At 44.2% G+C, this 25,302-nt stretch carries 24 protein-coding genes; 21 read left to right on the top strand and 3 right to left on the bottom strand.

The window, feature by feature from the left end; all coding sequences use genetic code 11:
* Positions 1-180 precede the first annotated feature (180 nt).
* Positions 181-786, top strand: a complete 606-nt coding sequence (locus MKY87_RS30360) for a pentapeptide repeat-containing protein (RefSeq protein WP_036608249.1) — start codon at positions 181-183, stop codon at positions 784-786.
* A 143-nt stretch (positions 787-929) separates the two neighbouring features.
* Positions 930-1,313, top strand: a complete 384-nt coding sequence (locus MKY87_RS30355; RefSeq protein ID WP_338594499.1) for a hypothetical protein — start codon at positions 930-932, stop codon at positions 1,311-1,313.
* Positions 1,314-1,541: 228 nt separating this feature from the next.
* On the opposite strand, the gene MKY87_RS30350 is transcribed toward MKY87_RS30355, so the two are convergent.
* Entirely contained in the window at positions 1,542-3,047 is a 1,506-nt protein-coding gene (locus tag MKY87_RS30350) for an MFS transporter (RefSeq protein WP_340967745.1), read from the bottom strand.
* A 139-nt stretch (positions 3,048-3,186) separates the two neighbouring features.
* Here MKY87_RS30350 and MKY87_RS30345 point away from each other — a divergent pair, with 139 nt between their 5' ends.
* The 10 genes from MKY87_RS30345 (at position 3,187) to MKY87_RS30300 (ending at position 13,800) form a co-directional block, all read left to right on the top strand.
* Positions 3,187-4,044, top strand: a complete 858-nt coding sequence (locus MKY87_RS30345) for a MerR family transcriptional regulator (RefSeq protein ID WP_340967744.1) — start codon at positions 3,187-3,189, stop codon at positions 4,042-4,044.
* Positions 4,045-4,057: 13 nt separating this feature from the next.
* Positions 4,058-4,594, top strand: a complete 537-nt coding sequence (locus MKY87_RS30340; RefSeq protein ID WP_340967742.1) for a GNAT family N-acetyltransferase — start codon at positions 4,058-4,060, stop codon at positions 4,592-4,594.
* Between the two features lie 376 nt (positions 4,595-4,970).
* The gene (locus tag MKY87_RS30335; RefSeq protein WP_340967740.1) at positions 4,971-6,449 is read left to right on the top strand and encodes an Lsa family ABC-F type ribosomal protection protein; all 1,479 of its coding nucleotides are present in this window, start codon (positions 4,971-4,973) and stop codon (positions 6,447-6,449) included.
* 152 nt (positions 6,450-6,601) lie between these two features.
* Entirely contained in the window at positions 6,602-7,168 is a 567-nt protein-coding gene (locus MKY87_RS30330; RefSeq protein WP_340967739.1) for a TetR/AcrR family transcriptional regulator, read from the top strand.
* Between the two features lie 351 nt (positions 7,169-7,519).
* Positions 7,520-8,674: a glycosyltransferase family 2 protein gene (locus MKY87_RS30325; RefSeq protein ID WP_150367354.1), complete on the top strand. Its 1,155-nt coding sequence runs from the start codon at positions 7,520-7,522 to the stop codon at positions 8,672-8,674.
* A 37-nt stretch (positions 8,675-8,711) separates the two neighbouring features.
* Positions 8,712-10,019 (top strand): aminotransferase class III-fold pyridoxal phosphate-dependent enzyme, encoded by a 1,308-nt coding sequence (locus tag MKY87_RS30320; protein WP_340967737.1) that lies wholly within the window; start codon positions 8,712-8,714, stop codon positions 10,017-10,019.
* Positions 10,020-10,061: 42 nt separating this feature from the next.
* The gene (locus MKY87_RS30315) at positions 10,062-11,093 is read left to right on the top strand and encodes a zinc-dependent alcohol dehydrogenase (RefSeq protein ID WP_036608226.1); all 1,032 of its coding nucleotides are present in this window, start codon (positions 10,062-10,064) and stop codon (positions 11,091-11,093) included.
* A 92-nt stretch (positions 11,094-11,185) separates the two neighbouring features.
* Positions 11,186-12,430, top strand: a complete 1,245-nt coding sequence (locus MKY87_RS30310) for an MFS transporter (RefSeq protein ID WP_340967735.1) — start codon at positions 11,186-11,188, stop codon at positions 12,428-12,430.
* A 95-nt stretch (positions 12,431-12,525) separates the two neighbouring features.
* Positions 12,526-13,119, top strand: coding sequence for a DUF1349 domain-containing protein (locus MKY87_RS30305; protein ID WP_340967733.1), 594 nt, complete (start codon positions 12,526-12,528; stop codon positions 13,117-13,119).
* A 39-nt stretch (positions 13,120-13,158) separates the two neighbouring features.
* Positions 13,159-13,800, top strand: a complete 642-nt coding sequence (locus MKY87_RS30300; RefSeq protein WP_127548321.1) for an HAD family hydrolase — start codon at positions 13,159-13,161, stop codon at positions 13,798-13,800.
* Here MKY87_RS30300 and MKY87_RS30295 read toward each other — a convergent pair.
* Positions 13,797-14,612 carry an AraC family transcriptional regulator gene (locus MKY87_RS30295; protein WP_338594512.1) on the bottom strand — a complete coding sequence of 272 codons (816 nt, stop codon included), beginning with the start codon at positions 14,610-14,612 and terminating at the stop codon, positions 13,797-13,799. The two genes, MKY87_RS30300 and MKY87_RS30295, sit on opposite strands and share 4 nt — an antisense overlap.
* 293 nt (positions 14,613-14,905) lie before the next feature.
* Between MKY87_RS30295 and MKY87_RS30290 the strand changes: the two genes are divergently transcribed.
* From MKY87_RS30290 to MKY87_RS30280, 3 genes are all read left to right on the top strand, one after another.
* Positions 14,906-16,048, top strand: coding sequence for an NAD(P)/FAD-dependent oxidoreductase (locus MKY87_RS30290; protein ID WP_340967731.1), 1,143 nt, complete (start codon positions 14,906-14,908; stop codon positions 16,046-16,048).
* Positions 16,045-16,332 carry a hypothetical protein gene (locus MKY87_RS30285; protein WP_340967730.1) on the top strand — a complete coding sequence of 96 codons (288 nt, stop codon included), beginning with the start codon at positions 16,045-16,047 and terminating at the stop codon, positions 16,330-16,332. The genes MKY87_RS30290 and MKY87_RS30285 overlap by 4 nt, the downstream gene beginning before the upstream one ends.
* A 214-nt stretch (positions 16,333-16,546) precedes the next feature.
* Positions 16,547-17,782, top strand: coding sequence for a cytochrome P450 (locus tag MKY87_RS30280; RefSeq protein ID WP_340967729.1), 1,236 nt, complete (start codon positions 16,547-16,549; stop codon positions 17,780-17,782).
* Positions 17,783-17,880: 98 nt separating this feature from the next.
* Here the strand turns inward: MKY87_RS30280 and MKY87_RS30275 are convergent, their stop codons facing one another.
* Positions 17,881-19,320, bottom strand: coding sequence for a DHA2 family efflux MFS transporter permease subunit (locus MKY87_RS30275; RefSeq protein ID WP_338594946.1), 1,440 nt, complete (start codon positions 19,318-19,320; stop codon positions 17,881-17,883).
* Positions 19,321-19,601: 281 nt separating this feature from the next.
* On the opposite strand from MKY87_RS30275, the gene MKY87_RS30270 reads away from it, so the two are divergent.
* The 6 genes from MKY87_RS30270 (at position 19,602) to MKY87_RS30245 (ending at position 25,260) form a co-directional block, all read left to right on the top strand.
* Positions 19,602-20,207 carry a TetR/AcrR family transcriptional regulator gene (locus tag MKY87_RS30270; protein ID WP_339784029.1) on the top strand — a complete coding sequence of 202 codons (606 nt, stop codon included), beginning with the start codon at positions 19,602-19,604 and terminating at the stop codon, positions 20,205-20,207.
* A gap of 90 nt (positions 20,208-20,297) precedes the next feature.
* Positions 20,298-20,831 (top strand): GNAT family N-acetyltransferase, encoded by a 534-nt coding sequence (locus tag MKY87_RS30265; protein ID WP_340967727.1) that lies wholly within the window; start codon positions 20,298-20,300, stop codon positions 20,829-20,831.
* Positions 20,832-20,904: 73 nt separating this feature from the next.
* Positions 20,905-21,579: a response regulator transcription factor gene (locus tag MKY87_RS30260; RefSeq protein ID WP_076211879.1), complete on the top strand. Its 675-nt coding sequence runs from the start codon at positions 20,905-20,907 to the stop codon at positions 21,577-21,579.
* Positions 21,576-22,946, top strand: coding sequence for a sensor histidine kinase (locus MKY87_RS30255; protein WP_339784027.1), 1,371 nt, complete (start codon positions 21,576-21,578; stop codon positions 22,944-22,946). The genes MKY87_RS30260 and MKY87_RS30255 overlap by 4 nt, the downstream gene beginning before the upstream one ends.
* A 217-nt stretch (positions 22,947-23,163) precedes the next feature.
* Positions 23,164-24,150 (top strand): alpha/beta hydrolase, encoded by a 987-nt coding sequence (locus tag MKY87_RS30250; protein WP_340967725.1) that lies wholly within the window; start codon positions 23,164-23,166, stop codon positions 24,148-24,150.
* Between the two features lie 126 nt (positions 24,151-24,276).
* Entirely contained in the window at positions 24,277-25,260 is a 984-nt protein-coding gene (locus tag MKY87_RS30245; RefSeq protein WP_340967724.1) for an alpha/beta hydrolase, read from the top strand.
* Positions 25,261-25,302: the final 42 nt, after the last annotated feature.

Raw genomic sequence — 25,302 nt, 5'->3', positions numbered from 1 at the left:
AAAAGTGTGTGCTTGAGGGGCGCTTTATGCGTCCCTTTTTTAGTTTTCAGATTTTTCTCACAAAAAAAGTAACTTGACTTTTGTATGGGTTTAAGCAGGTACTTGACAGGGGTGTGGTATAGTATAAAAAGTTCTTTTAATGAAGAAAGACGGAGAAATATACAATGTGGGGTGTAACCAGTGTATCAATATAAGGATCAGGAATATGAAGCAGTACATTTTGAGGGACGTGATCTGCGCTATGGAGAACTCATAAGTTGTGTTTTCAAGCAGTGTACATTTATGAACGCTTCTATGGAAGAGATTGAGACAAGTAACTGCCGTTTTATCGAGTGTGACTTCAAAGGGGCTTCCATGAATGGTTCGATTCATACGGAATCAGCTTTTGAAAACTGCACCTTCGGTGGTGCGAATCTATTTGCTTCCAAATTCAGCTCCTGCAAGATGACAGGCTCAGACTTTTCAGGTGCGCAAATGGATGGCATCACACTAAGTCACGGCGATTGGTCTTATACGAATCTGAGACATACACGTTTGGGGAAACAGGATCTGCGAGGAATTCGTTTCTTTGAGGCTGACTTTACGGACACGGATTTCACCAAAGCGGATTTGAGAGACTGTGATCTTACTCGAGTTGTATTAAGCAGAGCTAAGCTGCAAGGGGCGGATCTAAGAGGGGCTAATCTGGAAGGCATCGATCTGAAATCACTGGATATCAAAGGTGTACGTTTGGATCGCGAACAAGCCGTTCTGTTTGTACGCTCGTATGGTGCGAAAGTAGACTAAGTTGAGTTGAACATACACAGCATGAAGCCGCCCTTAAGGCGGCTTTTTTGAGTTTGAAGCTTTCCGATTCAGAGAGAATAGGCAGGAAAAAGAGATCTAAACAAGAAGTAGTTAACATAAGTTTCAACTAAAAGGAGGTTATCATGTCCGTCACATTAATTATTTTTGTTGCTGTTATTGTCTTTGGGCTTACAACAGGCACGATCACTACGATTATTGCATTTAAACTGTTACGTAACAATAAAGAGAAACATCACCTCCGCAAGAGCATTCTGATGGACGGAATTCCAACAGAAGCAATAATTCATGATATTGTACAGACATCATCCAGTAGGGATGGAAGGCCTGGCGTGCGATTGGATTTGACTGTAACCCAAGTTGACGGCCGCACCTTCCCAACAATTGTAGAGACTTATATTCCAATCACACATATTCCCCATTTTCAGAAAGGAAATGTCATTAATGTAAGATACATTGCGATGGGGAATGAACGAAAAGTTGAGGTAGAGGATGCCTACCTTCCGTGAGGTGCCGCAGGGTGGTAAGCTTCGGTTATCAGGCATATCAAAAACCATTATCTGAAACAACTCAGGTAGTGGTTTTTGATGTTAATTTAATTGAGTTAATCCTCTTCTTTTGACATATTTCTAACGATCAGAAAAATCGCAAATATACCTAATAAAATAATAAATCCATTGGTTATCGGAAACCACATGATTCTATATACCTCGCTTTGTTTCATGAAGTGAATTTCATTATGTTTTAACGCTGCGTTTTTGTGCTCGTTTTAAGCGCACGGCAACCCAGCTCATCATCAGAGCAGCAATGATCAGAAATACGGTAACACCTGCAATGACAACAAAGAAGGATTGGTCAAATGCAGCAAAGGCGGCATTTTTGAGCGATTCAGCAGACGCGGCAGGCAAGCTTTCGGCAGCAATAAGCGCTTCATCCAGACTGTCCTTCGCATTGGCTGACACACTAATCCCCGCAGGAATCTTCATAGCGAGTGTGTAGAAAAGGGTAGACATGCTTCCGATGATCGCAATACCGGATGCTCCGCCCAGCTCATAACCTACTTCCTCAATGGATGCTGCCATACCCGCTTTGTGAGGTGGGGCATAACTCATAATGGAATGTGATGCAGCGGTCATGCCTGATCCAAGACCTGCACCAAGCAGTGCCAAACCGATAATTTGCCCAGTGAACCCAGCATTGAAATACATCAGATACGTCCCCATGCCAAGGGCAGCGATGAAGAGAGTGAAGCTTTTGATATATACAACATCCACACGGTGCATAATGGCCCCCGTAACAGGTCCGGCAATGAGTGCTGCAACAGGTATGGATACGGTGAATAGTCCAGCCTGAAGAGGTGACATGCCTTCCACCAGCTGAAGCCGCTGAGTGACCATATATTGCACACCCATTTGTGCAAATAAGCCAACCAGTGCGGTAATAAAGCCGGTACTGAATCTTGGAATTTTGAACAAGGACAGATCCAGCAGTGGAGTCGTACTGTTATTCTGACGGCGAATAAAGATGATCAGGGACAGAAGACCGATCACAGCAGCAATGATAGCGAGTGTGAGGGATCCTTCGCGTCTTGTGAATTCCTTAATGGAATAGATAATTCCAACCATGGCAATCATGATCTGAATGGAACTGGTGAAGTCCCACTTTTTCGACGCATCCCCATGGTGTTTAGGAATCATTTTCAAGGCGAATACAAACGCAAGAATAGCGATAGGCAGGTTAATTAGAAACACAGAGCCCCACCAGAAATGTTGAAGAAGCAGTCCACCAACAATCGGTCCCAGTCCAGCACCACCTGATGCAATGGAACCCCATATGCCGATCGCCAGTGCGAGTTCTCGCTCATTCCTAAACGTAACTCTGATAATCGACAATGTCGCTGGCATCATCATGGATGCACCTACGGCTAGAAGAATTCTGCTCATGACTAGTACAGCCGGTACTGGAGAAAAGGCAGCAGCAAGAGAAGCAGCAGAAAAGACGAGCAAGCCCAGGGTAAATATTTTTTTATGACCAACACGGTCCCCGAGTGTTCCCATTGCAGGAAGAAGACCCGCCATGACAAGGGAGTAACCGTTCAGAATCCATAATTTCTCCGAAGCAGATGCACCGAGATCATGGGTCAAGCTGGGTAAAGCGGTGTACAGGATGGTCATATCCATGACAATGAGTAATAGTGCACTTGAGACAATAACAAGAATCATCCAACGTTTGAATTTTGACATGTTTCCCTCCGGCGATATGAATAACTTACAATTTTAGACTAAACTATCGGGTAACCCTATAGTCAAATCTTTATTTACACACTATAATGCATTTATACTTTTATAACTTAGACCACATATGTACACGGAGGGCCCTAAGATGGCTGGACATCACGCACAACACTTTACCACCAGTGAATTTGCCAAGATCTGCGGAGTGACCAAACATACCTTGTTTCATTATGACGAGATTGGGCTGTTAAAGCCTGAATATATCAATGCCAAGGGCTACCGCTACTACGGTATGCAACAAACGTATGTGCTGGATGTCATACATGTGCTGAAGAAGGCAGGAAGCTCACTCCAAGAGATTAAGTCATTTATTCAAAATCAGAATACACCATTGTTAATTGAGCTATTTGAACAGAAATTAAAGGCACTTGAGTTGGAGCAACAACGAATCAAACGTATGCAAAAGCTGCTAAGTGGTGCCATTGAAATGACGAAACAAGCCACGGATGCTTCTCCTGAAGGGCTGCATATTGAACAATGTGAGCTGGAGTATTTTATTGCTGTTCAACTGGAGCAAGGGGATGGGGATAAGGAATTCTTCCGTAAGTTCATTGAATACAGGACCCATTGTGATGAACAGATGATCGACTATGAATTTCCGGTATGGACGATCTTACGTCAGGAGCACTATGAGGCAGGAGAATACTATCCGGATTACTTTGGCAACAAAATAAAAACTCCCATTCCAGGGGAAACGATATGGATTAAGCCCAAAGGGATGTATGCCGTCATGAATCATCGAGGTTCATACGAAAGCATGCCGGAGACGTATTCCCTCATGAAAGAGGAGATAGAAAAAGAGGGACTCCAAGTCTGTGGACATGTATATGCACTGGACCTGCTCACTTATTTTGCAGAAAGTAATCCCGATGAGTACATCATCAAAATTTACGTAGAGGTGTGTAAGGCTGATAACCCAAGCAAAGGGCAGAATGGCTTGACTTAAGGAGGATATTTATTTGAAATTAATTCAGACATATGATGTGGATCTAAGTGAAGAGTGGTCAACTCTTCTTCGAGAATTACTTGTTGCCAGTTTTCCAGTGATTTATCCAACAGACAGATTGTTCTTTAAGCAAATACCACATGGCAGAGTGTTGGCATTTACCCCTGATAACCAATTAGTTGGGCATGTCGGACTAGATTACAGGATGATGAATTTGAATGGAACACCCATAAGAGTGTTGGGGATAATCGATTTGTGTGTTTCTCCGGCTATTCGCTCTCAAGGAATCGCTTCTTTGTTAATATCCGAAGTGGAAAGGTTGGCCAAAGGGCGTGTTGATTTTGTCCTTTTATTTGCTGATCATGAGGAATTGTACAGCAAAAATGGATTCAAAACGGTGAGCAACACTTGTAAGTGGTTGAAAATTGATCATGAAACCTTAACCACAATTGGAGTTGGAACTCAAAAGGTAGAGGGGTTAATGATTAAAGAAGTGGGAAGCTTGCCATGGGGTGAAGGGGAACTCGACTTTTTAGGATATTTATATTAATCCCTACACGCCAATATGGGAGAAGGGTGCCTTGACCCATGTTGTATTCCATGTTAAGTTTTCTGTATTCAAATTGTGAGCTTGTAAAGGGGTGGTAAAGTGATGACTGAATTAGAGGTTGTGGATGTTTATGTGGACCTGTCAACGAACATGAACAGTGGCATGGTTCACAATATTACTAATCAGAATCCGACACTTTGTCCTCCTATGCATAGATCTACTTGGCGCTGAATGTATATCGGCCAGGTTCTTTTATTGTATAAGCGAATCTAAATTCTGATTATGTTCAAATATTAAAGTGAGGGAATCCATGCCATGTTCGATGGTGAAATCCCGTCAGTTTACTTTTATATTTCACATAAGAAGGATGATCTGTATGTCTTTAATTAACGTTACCAACCTGACCTTTGCCTATGATGGCAGTTACGATAATATATTTGAAAATGTTAGTTTTCAGTTGGACTCGGATTGGAAACTTGGTTTTACCGGAAGGAATGGCAGAGGCAAAACAACCTTCCTCAATCTGTTACTTGGCAAATATGAATACAGCGGACATATCTCTGCGAATGTTAGCTTTGAATACTTTCCTTACCAGGTAGAGAATAAGGGAGCTATGACCGTCGATGTCATCGGCCAGATTCATCCTGAATATCTGCACTGGCAAGTTGTGCGCGAGCTTAACCTGTTAAAAGTGTCAGAAGATGTGTTGTATCGGCCTTTTGATACGTTATCCAACGGAGAACAAACAAAGGTGATGCTGGCTGCTTTGTTCCTGAAGGATAATCGGTTTCTGCTCATTGATGAACCTACCAATCATCTTGATCTTCATGCGAGACAAATTGTAGGTGATTATCTCCGCAGCAAGAGTGGATTTATTTTGGTATCTCACGATCGGGCGTTTCTGGATCACAGCGTGGACCATATCCTTTCCATCAATAAGAGTAACATCGAGATTCAGAAAGGCAATTTTTCCGCTTGGTGGGAAAATAAAAGAAGGCAAGATCAGTTTGAACTTGCGAGTAATGAGAAATTAATAAAGGATATCAAACGTTTATCCGATTCAGCCAAACGGACCGGTGGATGGTCGCATGAAGTTGAAAAAACCAAAAATGGTACGAGAAATTCCGGTTCCAAGGTGGATAAAGGATATATTGGGCACAAGGCTGCCAAAATGATGAAACGTTCCAAAAATATCGAACAAAGGCAGCAATCTGCGATTCAGGAGAAATCCAAACTTCTCAAAAATATCGAGAGTGCAGAACGTCTACAGATTCATCAGCTGGATTTTCACAAGCATGAACTTGTCGAATTGGAACATGTGTCGATCTCATACGGCTCCAATACGGTGTGTAAGGATGTCAGTATCACGGTTGAAAAAGGGGATCGTATATCCCTATACGGTAAAAATGGATCTGGAAAATCAAGCATTCTCAAACTGATCTGTGGTGAAGATATCCCTTATACAGGTCTTTTCCGTAAGGATCATCAGCTTAAAATCTCGTATGTGTCGCAGGACACGTCCGATCTCGGAGGATATTTATCTGAGTATGCGGCCACACAGGGGATTGATGAAAGTCTGTTTAAATCGATACTTCGAAAGTTGGATTTTTCCAGACTGCAATTGGAGAAAGATATCTCAACGTTTAGTGCAGGTCAAAAAAAGAAAGTGCTCATTGCCAAAAGTCTTAGTGAGAAAGCTCATCTGCACATTTGGGATGAACCACTCAACTTTGTAGATGTCATTTCACGTATGCAGATCGAAGACTTATTGCTGGAATACTCGCCAACCCTGCTTTTTGTAGAGCATGATCGTGAATTTTGTACAAATATTGCAACGAGAATCATCGAACTGTAAGTAACGGGAAAGATAACGATGCTAAGAGCCGCCAAATGGCGGCTTTTAGTTTTACTCGTGAGGAAGTATGCTATAATTTTATAGTCTAATCCAATCATATGATGGATGATCAGATCAATTGTTGAACTATACTCGCCAAGAGGTGTAATACAATGAAAAAAGAAATGACTACAATCAAACAAACTAGGCTTCATTCCATTTTGGACGAGGCCACCAAGTTGCTGATTGAAAAACCGAATGCTTCCATGAATGAAATTGCAGAATCTGCAAAAATCGGGATCGCGACGTTACATCGATACGTGGAAAGCCGCGAACAGCTCATGGTTCATCTGGGATTACGCGCAATCGAGGTGGTCAGTGAGACCATGAAAGAAATTCAACTGGATGAAGAGCAATGTGAAAAATACATACCTGAGCTGATCGAGGCACTGATTCCATTAGGCGACAAAATTTATTTTCTGGCTCATGACACCACCATTAACTATAATCCCGAGATTGAGGGAGCAGATATGAAACTGAGACAACCTGTACTGCATGCGGTCGGTCTGTTACAACAGAAAGGTTACTTCCGCTCCGATCTTGATAAAACCTGGATTGTCGATGTGCTGTATTCCATCATGTTCCTGACGTGGCAACAAGTTGTGAGTGGTCATATCGCGAGAAAAGCAGCCCCTGCGCTTGTGGTGGATACGTTTTATCATGGATTTAAGCAGCGTTAGGTCAGGGCATATCCAACGAAAAATATAGATTTTAATACGAAAGCACCTCCAAAGAATCAACCGTATCGTATGATACGCAGACTCTTTGGGGGTGTTTTTTTGCGTTCACAACAGCGTTTCTCAGTGTGCAAGCTGCAAAGACTTGATTTTCTCACATATTCAAATATTAATAGAGTTCAGAATTTAAGATTTTCAGTTTACAAAAAATGATATAAATTTCTAGTAGATTCAAATCATTACCAAATAAAGACAAAATATTCAAACAAGGAGGCCGGACAGAACTACCTGCAATTATGCATTTCAAAATCAGCTCAAGTACTCATTCCATCAACCCAAATCAGGAGGGATTCCATGCTTTACACCATTATTGTGCCAGTCAACCAGGACTATAACATTTTGAACCTGTTCACAGATTCGTTGCTCCGGACGGTAAGCCCATCCACTCAGATTATTTTCATCAACGATGGTTCCGGCTCAGCAGTCTTTCAACATCTGGATAAACTGAAGCAAGAAGTAAGAGAAGGTGTGACCATCGAGATTCTTCAGCATGATTTTCCACTCGGTTGCGCCGTGTCGATTAATAGCGCACTGAGTCTAGCCAAGGGAGAGTACATTTTCTTCCTGGATTCGGACACCATTCTTCAACCGAACTGGCAACCGATGATGAAAGAGACACTGGATAGCGATATTACAATCGGCATGATTGGAGGGGTTCTGTTGTATCCGCAAACCGGAGGCGTGCAGCATTGCGGCATTGCTTTTGCGGACACCATCGGCCGACACCTGTTCCTGAACGCATCTCCTGATGATATACCAAAAGAAACCTTTTCTGTTCAACTGGTGGTGTTCGCCATGTTTGGCATGAAGCGGGAGGTGTATGAGACCATCGGCAACCTCGATGAGAAGTTCTTTAACGGATACGAGGACTTTGATTATCAGATGCGGGCACGAGCTGCGGGATACGATACGGTCATTAACCCGAATATTCAGGCGTATCACTGGGAACGCAGCAGCGGCATTCACCGCAACTTCAACCGCAAGAACAATCTGGCACGCTTCTGGAAAAAGTGGGGCGGTCAGATCGAGGCTGATGTGTGGCCATTCGTTTTCAGTCATCTGAAAGCACAGCTGGAAAGCCAAGGGGAATACCAGCATCTGCCGATTGTTGGGATTGACCTTGCCGAGGTTCGAAGTGATGCCGATACATTCTGGACTAAGCTGGAGGAAGCTGAATTTGCAAATGTAGCCGAAGTACGTGACTATTCAAACCGCTTCAATTCCAATGGAGCCATCTGGCTGCCACAGGTACTGGGCAAGGAACTGATTCATAGTGAGAACCGGTTACTGTTTTTGGTGGACAATTTCGCCCGTTTGCTGGAGAACCGCTACTGGATTGAGATGAGACATGCTCATCGAGCCAAGGATCTGATCATTGACTTGTATGGCAATGTGATCACAATGGACCGCATCTACGATGGATGCTGGCCTGGAACCAAAGTTCGGTAATTCACTCACAACGAAAATAAACAGGGAGGTACTTAAGGTGAAAGAAAAAGAGAGCACGCTCGATCGTGCCGTAAGATTTACCCGGAATCTGGAGTGGTTGGAACAAGTCGAAAAGGTAATTCCGAGCGGATGCAGCACTTTAGCCAAAGCACCTGAACGTTTATTTCCCGGGCATACACCCGTATGTTGTGCAGAGGCTTACAAATCCCGATTTACAGATATCGACGGGAATGAATGGCTGGATTGCGAGATGGCCATGGGTACGGCGTCTTGGGGCCATGCGAGGCATGAAGTCCAACTAACCGTCATTCACCAGCTGAAAAAAGGGACAAGCTTTTCTCTGCCTGCCGACATTGAGCTTGAATGCGCCGAGTTGATTTTGGAGCGGTTCGAGGGTCGTTATCCATCGCTTCGCTTTACCAAGAGTGGGGCCGATGCAGTGAGTGGAGCTGTACGTCTGGCTCGTGCTGCAAGTGGTAAGAGCAAGGTTATTGCGACGGCTTATCATGGGTGGCACGATTGGTCTGCCTACGGCTATTATGGTGGCCAGACGAAAGAACGTGGCATCCCGGTGGATATCGAGCGTTCAACGATCTGGGTCAACAAACCTACTGTGGAGCGAATTGAGGCCCAGATTACCTCATCTCCCGAGGATATCGCATGTATTGTTTTGTGCCCCAACGAGTGGAAAAGGGACGCGCTGGAGGAAGCCGTAAACCTGTGTCGCTCTCTGGACATCATTATTATATTTGATGAGGTCACTTCCGGTATTCGAATGGGCAAGCAGGCTACAGCAGGAGAATATGACATCTGGCCTGATCTGCTCTGTATCTCTAAAGGTATGGCCAACGGTTTACCGCTCGCAGTGGTTATGGGGCCTGAGCACTTGATGTCTTTGTCGGGACAGGTCAGATTCAGTAATGCCCATTCCAGCGAAACGACAGCGCTCGCGGCAGCCATTGCCTGTGAACGATTAATGAAAAATGCGAAAGTATGGCCGACCTGGCGTGATCCGGCAACCCGGATCATGGATCGTCTGGAATCCGAACTTGTGTTACTCGGATTGACGGATCAATTGGAAGTGAGAGGGACGTATGCAAGCTTCTGCATTCAATCCTTAGCTGAAGATAACTTCCAGACAGATCCTTTCCGCGAGTTCATGGTGAAGAGAATGGCTCACTTCGGCATTTTCACCAAGGGTTACTTTATTTTCTCCGATGCCCATACACGGGAAGAATTGTTGTGGGTCGAGGAAGCGCTGTTGCAGATCCTGTCAGACTGGAAAGAGATTCAGAAGCAGGAACATCTTCATGCGATGCAACTTTCGAAAACGTTTGAAGCTTAATCCATAGATCATAATTGAAAATCGACTAGGAGGAATTATTCAATGAAAGCACTCGTATATCAGGATCTTAAACAGGTGACTTACCAGGAGATTGAGGAGCCAACCATTCAAAAGCCAAACCAGGTAAAAATTAAAATCTATGGTTCCGGCATCTGCGGGACAGATCTGAATATTGTCAAAGGCAAAGTGCCGGCGAATAAAGGAACGATCATTGGTCATGAAGGCGTAGGCACAGTGGTTGAGGTGGGCGACGACGTTCGTGGTTTCAAGATCGGTGATCGGGTATTGGTTGATCCCACGCAATCTTGCGGTACCTGCTCATACTGCCGTGAGGGTCTGTTCATCTACTGCGAGAATTTTGATGACTATCAAGTAGGGATGACGACACACGGAACCTTTGCTGAATATTTTGTTGGGGACGAAAAGTATATCTATGCCATCCCGGATTCCATGAGTTGGGAAACGGCCATGATGATCGAACCACTGGGATGTGTACTTCAGACGTTTATGAAAGCAGGGACTAAGCCAAGTGACTCCGTACTGGTCCTCGGTTCGGGTGCAATCGGTTCCCTGTGTCAGCTTGTTAGCAAACGATTGGCAAGGCTTACTGTAGGCACGGAAGTTGATCCATACCGCAAAGAGTTCGCTTCAGGGATCGCGGATCATGTGTTCTATCCTCAGGATCTGACACTGGATAAAGTTTACGAGATCAATAATAACAAAAAGTTTGATATTGTAGTGGACGCGGTTGGTAACCAGCTTCATGTGGGGTTTGAGCTGATTGCCAAAGGCGGCAAAATTATTCCTATGGGATATGACGACAGCTATGAGGTAACGTTCAAATCAACAGCCGTCATTAATGATGGAATTAGTATCATCGGTGCAGTTGCTAATCACTCGATGATCAGTACGGCACTGAAATTTGCCCAAAGCATCCCGGAACTGGAACAGATGGTGACAGCCAAGGAACTGCTGAGTGATTATGAACAGGCCTTTAATGGAACGATTGGTTATGACATGCACACTGGAGAGAAGTTGCCGATGAATTCAGTCAAAACAGCTCTTATTCTATAAGAGGTACTATAAGCATGTAGACATTAGCGGGTTTGCCGCTGCGAGAAGTTGGAATTCGCAGCGGTGAAAACCGCAGAAGGAAGGGATATCGATTGAAATTGCTTCAAGATTTGCCGAAGAATCCACGCTACTCCATTTTACTCGAACCGGTATGGGCCATTCCGGGCACGATCGTTCTCTTCTACGCTCCTTTATATATGAAGGAAGCCGGACTTTCGGACATTGAAATCGGTTTAATCAATTCGGTGAATCTTTATTTTGCCTTTATCTTTCAATTGTTTGCGGGTTCCATTACGAATAAGCTGGGCCGGAAACGAACAACGCTGATCTTTGATCTGCTTGCCTGGAGTGTTCCCATGTTCATCTGGGCCTTCTCCCAGAACTTCTGGCTGTTCCTGATCGCTTATTTACTGAACGCAACATCCAAGTTTGTAACGGTCGCCTTTAACTGTCTGATCATAGAGGATGTGGAGGAACACAAACGATCCAAGGTGTTTGCCATCCTCAACATGATTATTACAGGGGCTGGGGTTCTTACGCCGATTGCCGGAGTTGTCATTGCTGATTTTGGTATTGTACCTACTTTGGCTAGCATTTATTTTGTCGGGGGCATCCTCATGACCGCCATGTTCTTCATTCGTAACCGATACACGGATGAGACCGAGGTCGGCAAGGAACTTATGGGATTGCATAGTAAAACCCGCGTGCTTCAGAGCTTGGGTTCCAGTCTGCGTCTGTTCGGCAAATCGTTCTACAAACGGAGACTTTTTCCGATTATTCTGATTACGGTGTTATCCAATCTGATTCTGCAACTGAATTTCTTTCAGGTTATTTTCTTCAAGGAACAGTTGAAATTTGATGACCGTGTCATTTCGTTTATCCCAGTAGTGACTGCGGTAACCGTCATGCTGCTCTATCTGGTCATCATTCCGCGACTGAAACGGCGTTCGGAAGAAAAGTATGTTGGTTTTTCCATCGTGCTTAGCACGGCTGGAGCCATTCTGTTTCTATTGATCCCTGTGGGGAATATAGGCATGCTGTTTCTCACGTTAATTGTGCTCGCTGCGGGGAACTTCATTTTGCAGACGTACCGGGATTCCCTGCTGATGAACCGATTGGGGACGCATGAGAAAGCCGACATGTTCTCGGCTGTGCAGACGGTCATGACGCTGACAGCCATTCCATCGGGATACCTGACGGGTTTGCTCTACCATCACAATCCAACCCTGTTGTTCAGTGTCATTCTTGGTCTATACATCGTACTCATGGTCATTATGTTCTTCCTGCCAGATCCACAAAAGCACTCCCAAGTGCTGAAACCTTACAAAAATATGTAGAAAAAGGGGTTTACTGTATTTGGAGCGAATATGTAGTACAGAAAAAAACTAGAACTACCTCTAGAACATATTTTAACTTGGGAGGCTGCTAACAAATGACTAACGTAATGACAACAGAAGCACGGAAGCAATGGAGCTGGATGAACGAGCCCGAAAGCTGGTCCTTTACAGATCAGGGAGGTGTGCTGGTGGAAGCGAAGGCGGACACCGACTTTTTCCAGGACCCTGCGGGCAAGCACATTCGTGCAACTGCTCCTTTCTTGTTCATGCCTGTGCCTGGCGATTTTGAAATTACAACCCAATTAACCGTTGATATGAAAAATCAATATGATTCCGGATGTCTGATGGTGATGGCGGATGATCTTAACTGGTGCAAAATTTGTTTTGAGTATGATGGAAAAGTGCCTACCATCGTGTCGGTGGTGACACGTGATGGTTCATCCGATGATTGTAATTCGGTTGAAGTCTCCGTACCTAATCCCTATCTGCGTATACGCAAAGTAGAGGACTGCATATCATTCTTTTATTCACCCGATGGGGAAGAGTGGAAACTAATTCGATATTTCGGCATGCCGATTCAGGGGGAACTTCGAGCTGGATTAGTTGTACAATCGCCGACTGGAACGGGCTGTACGAGTCACTTTTTATCAGTGAACGTTACTCATCCTGACTTGACCGCACGTTTCTAATCCGCTCCCCCGGCCGATCATTGGAGGGAGAACAGGTTCATGGTAAAAGCATTTATATTTGATTTTGATGGACTCATTGTGGATACAGAGACGCCTTGGTACTATGCATTTCGCGATATTTATGAAGAGCACGGAGTGGAACTTGGTCTGGAGCTATGGTCGAAAAATGTGGGGACATCCTTTGAGGAGTTTCATCCATTTCTATATCTGGAGCAGGCGCTCCAAAAAAAGATAGATCATGATCATATCAAACTTCTCTCTGAACAGAAATACGAAGTCTATTTGGGACAGGCCGCCATTCTTCCAGGGGTGTATGAATTGCTTCAGTCTGCGAGGGAGAAGGGGATTCAGCTTGCGGTTGCTTCCAGCTCCACACGAGACTGGGTGCATGGTTACTTGCAGAAGTTAGGCATTTTCGATTATTTTACAGTTGTTCATACATCTGAGGATGTGAAGCGAGTGAAACCGGACCCTGAACTGTACCTTCTTGCTCTCCAGAGTCTTGGGATCGAGGCTTCCGAAGCGATTGTGTTCGAAGACTCACCTAATGGCTTGAAGGCAGCCAATGCCGCAGGTATTCGTTGTATCATCGTGCCTAACGAGGTAACGCGTGGTCTGGAATTCGCCATGCATGAACTTCGGTTATCCTCGCTGGCCGAGATCGATATGGAGGCGCTTTAATCCAGATACTGCTTGCGTAGCTCGATAGGAGAGATCCCTTCGTATTTTTTGAACACAGATCCAAAGTAACTGGCACTGTTGAAACCAACGGCTTTGGCTATTTCATGAGCGGTTGTAGCGTCATTTTCGATGAGCATTTCCTTTGCTTTCAACAACCGATACCTCATGAGATACTCCAGTGGAGTCATTTGAAATTCTTTTTTGAATATCCGATTCAGGTGCTGCTCGGTAACATCCATCTGCTCAGCCAACATGGGGAGAGAAATATCCTGATGATAATTTTGTTTGATAAAAGTAATGAGTTCATCCAATCTTAATCGGGCATCAGAACGTTCGTAAGCACTATAGCGTTCACCTTCAATGGTTAATCTGACCAAAAGCATGTACAGTAATGCGGATACGTGCCAGATCTGATCCTTGTGCCGGGACTGCAGCGCCAACGTAATTTCACGCAACAGGATATGAAGCATTCCATCCGGCTTGAAGGCGCGCAGCTCCCCGATCTGCAAGGTATGCAAGAACCGTGGCAACAAATAGCCATTGAAAGACAGACAATCAAATCGTAATGAATCACTCAGATTGTGGTAACGGTAGGTTACCTCGGGAAACAAAATAAGAGCGGTCCCTTTTTTGATCGAAAATTCATGATTCTTTGCTGCGATTCGCCCTGTTCCTCCGATGCACTGTACAATGCTGTAATCCCGTGAATGGTCGCTCCAATTCATCAATTCATCAACGGTCAACTGGTTTTGCCCTGTAATCATGAGCGGCATATCGGTATCCAGCGGATTCCCCATGCTAGGTTTCGGCATCGTCGTGTTATTCCTCTTTTCGTTAAAGGATCATGTGCGTAAGTGGCGTGGTTACAGAGTTAAAAGAAACCTAGAAAGAATTATATTACATAAATGGAATAATTTTAATTGAATGACGGGCAATATATAAAACGTTTTCATATAAATGTTTCAACAATTATTTCTTGGATGAATGAGTATGAACAGTGGTCTGATCAGCCTCTATATGGACCTTAAAGTACGCCTGCCTTGCCAACAGAATGCGAAACGTTATACGCTATAACGAATGAGTGATTAAAGAAAGGAATGCAAACATGAAGAAAGTCATCGTAGTCGGATCGGGTATTCTGGGGGCATCAACAGCCTATCAATTAGCCAAACATGGCGCAGAGGTCATCATCATAGACCGAAAAGATATAGGACAGGCAACGGATGCAGCTGCTGGTATCATCTGTCCATGGCTGTCACAGCGACGTAATCAGGACTGGTATCAGCTCGCCAAGGCTGGTGCGCGGTTCTATCCTGGCATCATAGCGGAGCTTGAGGGTGAAGGAGAAACGGAAACCGGATATGCTCAAGTGGGTGCGCTCAGTATTCATACGGATGTGGACAAAATCAACAAGATGGAAGAGCGGGCCCATCTTCGCAAAGCAGATGCACCGGAGATTGGCGACATCACACCTCTGGATGTAAAAGAAACCCATGAACGTTTTCCATTGCTGGATGAACGTTATCAGTCGGTACATATCAGCGGTGCTGCACGTATAGATGGAAGGGCGCTGCGTGATGCCTTAATCCGGTCTGCACAGCGAAATGGAGCGGAAGTGATTCATGGAGACGCCACGCTTCAATTCGAAGCAAATCGGGTCGTTGGTGTGAGTGTTAATGATCGGAGTTTCCTGGCAGATGAAGTCGTTGTCTGTGCAGGTGCATGGGCCAACGAACTGCTGAAGCCGCTCGGGTTACACTTTAAAGTGCATTATCAAAAGGCACAAATTATGCATCTACATGTCACGGATGGGGAGGATACAGGCAGCTGGCCTGTGATCATGCCACCTTCTGACCAATATCTCTTGGCCTTTGATCAACAGAAGATTGTGATTGGAGCCACTCATGAAAATGATGTGGAGGGTTATGATACAAGAGTAACTGCAGGAGGCATGCAGGAAGTTTTGAATAAAGGTCTGGAACTGGCGCCGGGGCTAGCCAATAGCACATTCCAGGAAGTAAGAGTTGGGTTCCGTCCGTTCACGCCAGGCTTTCTGCCAGTAATGGGGGCTGTCCCAGGCTGGGAAGGTCTGATTACCGCGAATGGACTTGGAGCCTCTGGATTGACCATGGGTCCTTTTATCGGGAGTCAACTGGCGAAATTAGCTCTTGGCATGGAGCTGGATATCGATATTGAGCCCTATGCTGTTGGCAAAGCAATGGATGAAATTAAAAGAGGTGAGTCATGACATATTCACAACGTTTATCCGATGGAGCGAATTCGTCCGACATCATATATCTGGAACATCAGATCGGTACGACGAAAGAAGAACTGCGCATAGCTTTAGAGAAACAAGAAACATACAAAAGCGAATTGTCGGAATTGTCGTCATCACCAATCGGTAAAGCATCGAAAGAGGGTTCGGACGAGCAAGTCTTAATGGAGAAGGCACGCCAAACGCAGAACTTGGTTGAAACCTTGTCTGCACAGCTGGATCAGCTACAGGAAGCATTGGCGAAACTAGGCGATTGATCGGTTCGTATCGCTGATCTCTCTGAAACAGCGACAGAATAATATACGATACGTATAAAACAAAAACCCCTTATAATAAGGGGTTTTTCTGATTTAGTTCAAATGGTTTATATCAATAAATGAACTCATGGTATAAAATGGAATCAGGTGCTGAACTGTCAATTCAGGTACCCATGTAACCAATCACGAAACTATGCTGAGAGGTGGATTCCAAATGTATAAAGAAGTGATACGTGTTGAGGACATCACGGGGTTTCAGTCCAGATCAGAAGAGTTTTTCCCACTTCACTGGTTTCGAAAAATGCTGTCCGAGCATCCTGTGTACTATCACGAAGATACAGACACCTGGAATGTGTTCAGATACGATGATGTGAAGCAGGTCCTCAGTAATCATGAGTATTTTTCAGCCGAAGGAACCCGGACGACCATTGCCGTTGGAGCGAAAAACAATGAAGGCACACCTCCAGACAAATTAAACATATCAAGTATTGATCCTCCCCGTCATCAAAAAAGTCGTTCGTTGTTATCTGCTGCTTTTACACCGCGTAGTCTGAAGAACTGGGAGCCACGTATTCGCAACATTGCAGAGCAGCTGGTAGCAGATATTGAGCCGAATACGACCATTGATATTGTTCAAGCGTTGGCTGCTCCGCTGCCTTCGATGGTTATGGCTGATCTGCTCGGCATCCCTCTCACAGACAGTCATCGCTTCAAGAACTGGGTAGATATTCTGTTTCAACCTACCAATCCGAAGACTGCTGAAGAGAGTGAACTGAAAAAACAAACTGCAGCGCAAGAGTACTATCAATTTCTGTATCCTGTTGTGGTTCATAAACGGTCCCATCCTGGTCAGGATATCATTACGGATCTGTTGAACGTTGATGTTGAGGGGGAGAAGTTCACGGAGGATGAGGTTGTTCGCACGACCATGCTTCTGCTCGGAGCTGGTATTGAGACAACAAGCCATATGGTTTCAAATACATTCTATTCCTTCCTGTACGATGACCCGAGTCTGTATGGCCAACTAAGACAGAATCCCGAGTTGGTTCCGCTCGTAGTGGAAGAAATGCTTCGTTATCGGTTCCACAATGCCAAGCGACATCGGACAGTGAAGCAGGATAACCAACTGCTCGGAGTAGACTTGAAAAAAGGGGATGTCGTCATCTCCTGGATGAGTGCAGCCAATATGGACGAGCAGATGTTTGAAGACCCGTTTGATCTAAACATTCATCGTCGGAATAACAAAAAGCACCTTACCTTTGGTAATGGCCCACACTTTTGTCTAGGTGCCCCACTGGCAAGAATGGAACTAAGTATCGCCTTGACAGCATTTGTGGAGAAGATTGCTCGGATTGAACCAGCGGAGTCCTTTGATCTGGAGAGTAATCTGGTCACTTCAGCTCCGGGACAGTCTTTGACCCATCTGCCAGTGAAGATCGTTGCGGAGTGAGAAGGAATCATACGGGATACAACCTAAAAAGCGGCAGATCAGACGTAAACGTCTTGATCTGCCGCTTTGTTATGCAAGCAATTATGAGGCTGGACACCTTAATTTGAGTTCATAGAAACTTTTTGTCTTACCACCTGTTTGATTTCTTCCTCTTTGGCTTGTTTGGTACGTTTGATAAAGAAGGAAAGAACCAATCCCACAACAGCGATACCGATGATAACAACATAAGCATCATTGATACCCTGGATCATGGATTCTGTAGCAAGCTGTTTTTGACTGAGACCATTGGCTGCACCAGTGGCCATCATATCCTGTACGTGTGCCGTTGTACGGGAGGTCATGACACTCACGAGCAATGAAGTACCTACAGCGCCAGCTACTTGTCTGACGGTGTTGGAGATAGCTGTACCGTGTGCACCAAGTCTTGGTGGCAGTTGGTTAAGCCCCGCAGTCTGAATCGGCATCATGAGCAGAGCCATACCAATTCGGCGGCCAGTTGACATTAATACCAGGTAACCATAGCTGGTTGAATCCGTTAAGTCGATGAAACCAATTGTCGTCACGATGGTGATCACCATCCCGATAACAGCCAGCCATTTTGCTCCAAATCGGTCAAACAATTTTCCGGCTACAGGCATCAGGAAGCCCATGACAAGAGCACCCGGGAGCAGTAATAATCCGGACTCCAGTGCAGTGTAACCACGTGCGTTCTGGAGGTACAAGGGAAGCAACATCATGTCAGCATACATGATCATCGTAATTGCGATACTAATGACCGTGGTCAGGGAGAACATGTTGTATTTGAAAGCCCGCAGATCAAGCAGCGGAGTATCTGAAACGAGCTGCCGCCATGTGAATAGTGCAAGAGCAACTATACCAGCAGCGATACAGATAAGTACTTCTGCACTTGACCATCCCAGACTTCCTGCTCTGCTGAAGCCATACAGCAATGCGCCGAATCCGATGGTGGACAGTACCACACTGATGGTGTCGAACTTCGTACTAACTCGTTCGGATACATTCTTCAGGTATACAAACGCAAAGGCAATGACAATAAGAGTTAAGGGTATCATGCCGTAGAACATCGTTTGCCAAGAGTAGTTCTCCAGAATATAACCGGCAAGTGTAGGCCCAATTGCAGGGGCGAAAATGATCGCAAAACCAACCATACCCATGGCTGATCCTCGTTTTTCAGGAGCAAACAAGGTCAAAATAACGTTCATCAAGAGCGGCATGATAATGCCCGCGCCCGCTGCCTGAATCATGCGTCCTGTCAGCAATGTGCCGAAGTTGGTTGCAAGGGCGGATACGATGGTACCAATCAGGAAAATAAACATTGAAGCTTGGAATAATTGCTTGGTTGAAAAGCGTTGCATGAAGTAAGCCGTAATGGGGATAAGTACCCCGTTCACCAGCATATAACCTGTCGTTAACCATTGTGCTGTTGCGGCGGAGATGTTAAAATCACCCATCAGTTCCGGTGTAGCGACACTCATGATCGTTTGATTCAACGTTGCAAGGAAGGCTCCCAAAATCATGATAAACAGGATGGGGCCTTTCTTTACGGATAATTCTTCTTGTACTCTAGCCTGACTCAATCCTTTTCATCCTTTCAATCCACGCGTGACTAAATTTACAACGTGTTGTATAGTTTACATTGTATTTATTGAATTATATACATATTCGGTCAGATTACAATTTACGTTATGATGTGTTTTCGTTGTTTATTTTACAGAAATTATGAGTTTGTTGTCTAAATCAAAAATAAACGACTGATCGTTTAAAATTGTAATGTTCAAAATTTGAAGGAGGGATACACGTGAAAGACGAGAAGAAATCAGCCGTGGACCCAAGAATATTGCGAACACGTCAGTTAATTCGAGGTGCATTTGTTGAATTGCTGCAGGAAATGGATATTGAGAAGTTGTCAGTCAACAAAATTGCCGAACGAGCGACGATTAATCGGGTAACCTTCTACCTGCACTATCGAGATATTACGGATATGATGGAGAAGATGGCCGACGAGATGATTGAGCATATTGAACGGATCGTGGATGAATATGCCCCTCATTTTGAGAAGCATAGGACGGAAGAGGCTTGGCCTGTTTTGGTCAAGTTACTGGAGCATTTTGCAGAGAACGCCTCGTTTTATAAGGTCGTACTTGCTACAAAGCGCACACCGATTTTTACCGAACGACTGCTCAAATTGTTGAGTACGCTGGTCAAAGCCAAAATTGATCGGGTGGAGATGGAGGATGAACTCGAAGAATCTGGTATTCATAAGGAGATTGCAATCTGGTACGGTTCTTCCGCCCTGATCGGCACCATTGTCGCCTGGCTGCGCAACGACATGCCGTATTCCCCGCATTTTCTGGCGAAACAATTCTCTTTGATTCGCTCGTACTCGTATAATGACCTGATATAATCAAAGTAGAATCCACTGATGGCAAACAGGGAGATATGACAGGAAAATTGCAGCCCATTTGACCTAACGTAATAGAGGAGGAATAATGTAATGAAATATAGTGCAGAACGTATCTATGTGAGATTTTGGAATGTGGAAGATGCCGCTTTGCTTCTGGATCTACAGATTCGTAACCGTGCGGAAATTGAGAAAATCTCAGCGAGTAATCGGGATGAGTCTTTCTACAGCTTGGAAGGGCAAAGGTCACTTATTGAGAGCTGGAACAAGAAGAGAGAAGACGGAAATCGCTATTCTTTTGGTATTTTTCTACATACAACGGATGAACTCGTCGGTGAAATTTCTTTGTTCGAGATCATATTGGATTCTACCCCAAAATGGATCGTTGGTTATGTGACGGATATTCTACATCAAGGAAAAGGGTATATGAGCGAAGCCCTGCAATGTGTGCTGGAGTTTGCCAAACACGAAACTAAAATTACTCGAATCGAAGCTGGCGCTGTACCAGAAAACACAGGCTCTATCCGTGTCCTTCAAAAGGCAGGATTCAAGGAGAATGGGTCACAGCCTGTGCCAATCCAGGGAACGTTGAAAGAGCATACGATGTTTGCTGTAGATATACTATAAGCACGAGGTTTTACTATTTACTATATAAGTTGAACTATATATTTCAACGTAACGGAGAGGACAGAAAAAACCTATGGCTACTATACTCGTTGCTGACGACGATGCGAATATTCGCGAACTCGTTTGTTTATTTCTAAAAAACGATGGATTCACAACGGTGGAAGCTGCGGACGGTAAGGAAGCTCTCACCGTGTATGGCGAAACTCCAGTGGATCTGGTTGTGCTTGATATTATGATGCCTGTTATGGACGGTTGGGCACTGTGCAAGGAACTCCGGAGAGCCAATCCCGACCTCCCGCTACTCATGTTGACGGCGAGAGGAGAGACTTGGGAGAAGGTGAAAGGATTCGAACTGGGAACGGATGATTATTTGACCAAACCATTTGATCCATTGGAGCTTACCGCTCGTGTCCGAGCATTGCTCAAACGATACAAAATCGGCTCCACACACACAATCCAGTTTGGCAACGTCATTCTGGATCGTCAGACGTATAAGGTGATGAGAGGCACGGAGTCGCTTACGTTACCACTTAAGGAGTTCGAATTACTGTATAAGCTTGCTGGAACACCAGGACAAGTCTATACACGTGAGCAATTAATCGATCAGATATGGGGTATTGATTACGCCGGAGATGATCGAACGATAGACGTACATATTAAGCGCCTACGCGAACGATTCGCAACTACACCTGATTTTCGAATTGAAACGGTACGTGGGCTAGGATACAGACTTGAGGTCTACGAATGATCCGATCCATATATATTCGTGTGGTCCTGACCTTTCTGGGGTCTGTCATCGCTGGTACGGTCATTTCATTTTTTGTATCTACCTGGATATTTGAGGACAAATTGAACCAAAACGCTCAAATTAACTTGCGTAATTTTGGCCAAGACGTTGTGCAGATCTATAAGACCCTCCCAGTACGTGAAGCGGACTTGTACGTAAGTGGAATGAAGCAGCTCAATTCCTATCATATCCGAATTTACGAAGCTTCCGGTCAGTTCGAGTCTTACGGAAAACTTAACGGACATAAGTCTGCTGCTGTGACGAGTGAGCAACTAAAGAAAGTATTAGCTGGGGGCGTTGTTCAAGATACGAGGGATGGGATCGCTACGGTGATTTTAGGGTTGCCTTTGAAAACGGAGATGGGAACGAAAGCGATGTTTTTGGAAACACTCTCACCTCCCTCAGCCACGTTTGTGGTCAAGTGGGGCTTGATCTTTGCAATCAGTTCGTTGATGACAGGAAGTTTGTTAATCCTGGTTGCTTCTGTATATCTGGTGAGACCGATCAAGAAGTTGACCCAAGCAACCAAACGAATTGCAGCTGGAGATTTCAACGTCAAGTTGAACATTAAGCAAACGACTGAGATTGGTACGTTGGCCCGCAGCTTTGAAGAAATGATGCATGATCTGAAGCAGTTGGAGCAGATGCGCAGGGAATTTGTTACAAATGTTTCACACGAGGTTCAGTCTCCTCTCACCTCGATATCAGGTTACGCTTCGGCACTGAAGCAAGTAAACCTCTCAGAACAAGAACGGAACCGTTATCTGGATATTATCATCTCTGAAGCGAAACGAATGTCCAAAATGAGCGATAGCCTGCTCAAGCTGAGTTTGCTTGAATCGCAGTCACAGCAACTACGGCTCACCACGTTAAGCCTTGATGAACAGATCCGGCGGGTCATCGTGGCACTTCAGCCGCAATGGTCTGCGCGCAACATTCATTTCGAGCTTGATTTGGAGAACGTGAAGGTAACGGCTGATCACGACCAGTTAAATCAGGTATGGACAAACATCATAGGAAATAGCATCAAGTTTTCCAAGGATGGCGGTATGATTAAAGTCCGTATCGAAGAGGATTTCAAAAATGTGACTGTTCTAATATCCGACACGGGCATTGGAATTCCCCTGGAAGACCAGAAGCGTATATTCGACCGCTTTTTCAAGGCAGATCGTTCCCACAGTCGTAAATACGACGGGAGTGGTATGGGACTAGCAATCGTTAAACAGATCGTATCGCTTCATCAGGGTGACATCCGAGTGGAAAGTGAACCTGGTCAAGGCACAACCTTTATGATCACGTTGCCCATCCATCCACCAACCGATAGTTAGATTCACAGGATAGGTGAATGAATTAGAATATCCATCGGAGTATCTAGACCGAATTATCATGTCATGTGTAACATGCAAGCTTCCTTGTATGTTACACATGGCATTTTTTTTGCTTGTTCATACTCCGTTCATATTATGGTCATGGGGAGTACATCTTCGTTGGTTAGGCTTTTATTAGCAGCCTGTTAGGCCAATATACAGATGAGGATAGGAGCAGATGAATGTGAATCAACAAGCAGAGAAAGAAGTACAAAGTAAAAGCAAAATAAAGAAAGTGTTAAACATCTTGTTTAAAGTGTTTGCCGCAATCGTTATCGTAATCCTACTTTTTGTAGCTACCGTATATACCGTTAATAAAATCAGTAGTTATTCGGAGCAAAAAAGAATGGAGCCGTATGGTCAACATGTATCCGTAGACGGGAAAAATATGAATGTATTCATTCAAGGCGAAGGCGAGGAAACGATTGTACTTCTGCCGGGTTTTGGAACAGCGTCACCTGCACTTGATTTTAAGCCACTTATTTCAGAACTATCCCCCTATTATAAAGTCGTTGTGGTTGAACCTTTTGGTTATGGATTGAGTGATCAGACTGACAAGGAACGCAGCACAGCAAATATCGTAAGTGAAATCCACGAAGCGCTGCAAAGTCTACATATTGATCGGTATATTCTCATGGGTCATTCCATTTCGGGGATCTATAGTCTGGATTATGTGAACAAATATGCAGATGAAGTAAGTACATATGTCGGGCTGGATAGCAGTGTTCCAGCGATTAGTGAACAGAAGGTTGAAGCATCAGAAATCGTACCGATTACATGGTACCGTAACTTGGGTTTCCCACGTTTGCAATTGAAAATGAGTGATGATCCATATGCTGGGCTACCGTATGATGAACAAACCAAAGAACAATTGAACATTTTGATACAAAAGAACATGTTTAATTCAACTCAATTAAACGAGATTGTAAGCATGTATTCCAATTTTAAAGCAGCTGAACAGTTAACGTTCCCAGTCGATCTCCCCGTTCTTTTCTTTGTTCAAAAGAATCATCCGGCAGTGGACAATTGGGTTCCCGAACACGAGAAGTTAATAGAGAACTCTATACATGGTGAAATGGTGCTACTCGAAGCAAATCATTATTTATACCGTTCCCATGCCAAAGAAATCGCTGAAAAATTCAGGAGTTTTATGACGCAGCAATAAATATTGATTGGCTTATTCATATTCAGTTCATATTGGCGTCACGGAGAGTACATTTTCATTGGATAAGATTTCATTAGCAGCAAAGAAGACAACCGAACAAACAGTTCAAGACAGGAGAAGATCAGAGTGACACTACCAGAAGGAAAAAAAGCCAAGAACAGAACCAGGGTCAAGAAGGTACGAAATATTATACTTAAAGTACTGGGCGCAATCTTAATTGCCATTATTCTATTTTTAGGTATTGTTTATATCACAAATGTGATTAGTAGTAATTCAGAGGCGAAAAAGATAGAGCCCTACGGTCAGCATGTATCTGTAGACGGGAAAAATATGAATGTGCTCATTCAAGGTGAAGGCAAGGAAACGATTGTGCTTCTGCCCGGTTATGGAACAGCAACACCAGCGCTTGATTTCAAGCTGCTTATTGATGAATTATCTCCATATTACAAAGTGGTTGCTGTTGAGCCATTCGGTTATGGATTAAGTGATGAAACTGAAAAAGAAAGAACCACAGAGAATATCGTAAGTGAAATTCATGAAGCTCTGCAACAACTTGATATTCATCAGTACATGCTTATGGGTCACTCTATTGCAGGCATTTACGGCATTGATTATGTGAACAAATATCCGGGTGAGGTGACTGCTTTTGTCGGTATTGACAGTAGTGTTTCCACCCAACCAAGTATTACAGATGCGAAGTTCCCATTAAAAACGTTTGCTTTTCTCCGAAATACAGGTCTCTTAAGATTAATGATGAAAGTGGGTGCGGACCCCTATGAGGGACTTGCATTCGATGAACAGACGGTTGAGCAGATGAAAATGATCTCGAATAAAAACATGTATAATCCCACCTCATTAAACGAGATGGATCATATTTATACCAATTTTAAAGGTGCTCAAGGTTTAAGCTTCTCTAAAGATCTTCCACTTCTTCTCTTTGTACAAGCGAATAATGAAGGGGTAGAAGGATGGATCCCATTACATGAAGGGCAGATCAAAGATTCAGTACATGGGAAAGTCATCACTATGGATGGTTCACATTATTTACATCATACTCAATTCAAAAAAATTGCTGAAGATGTAAGAGCATTTATGAACGAAGCAAAATAAATATGGTTTCGGCCGTTGCCGTGATGAAAGAGAGAGGAATTC

Source organism: Paenibacillus sp. FSL R7-0198, assembly GCF_038000415.1.
Taxonomy (GTDB): Bacteria; Bacillota; Bacilli; order Paenibacillales; family Paenibacillaceae; genus Paenibacillus.
The sequence above is the reverse complement of the archived record's forward strand: the minus strand, read 5'-3'. Positions and strand labels throughout refer to the sequence as shown.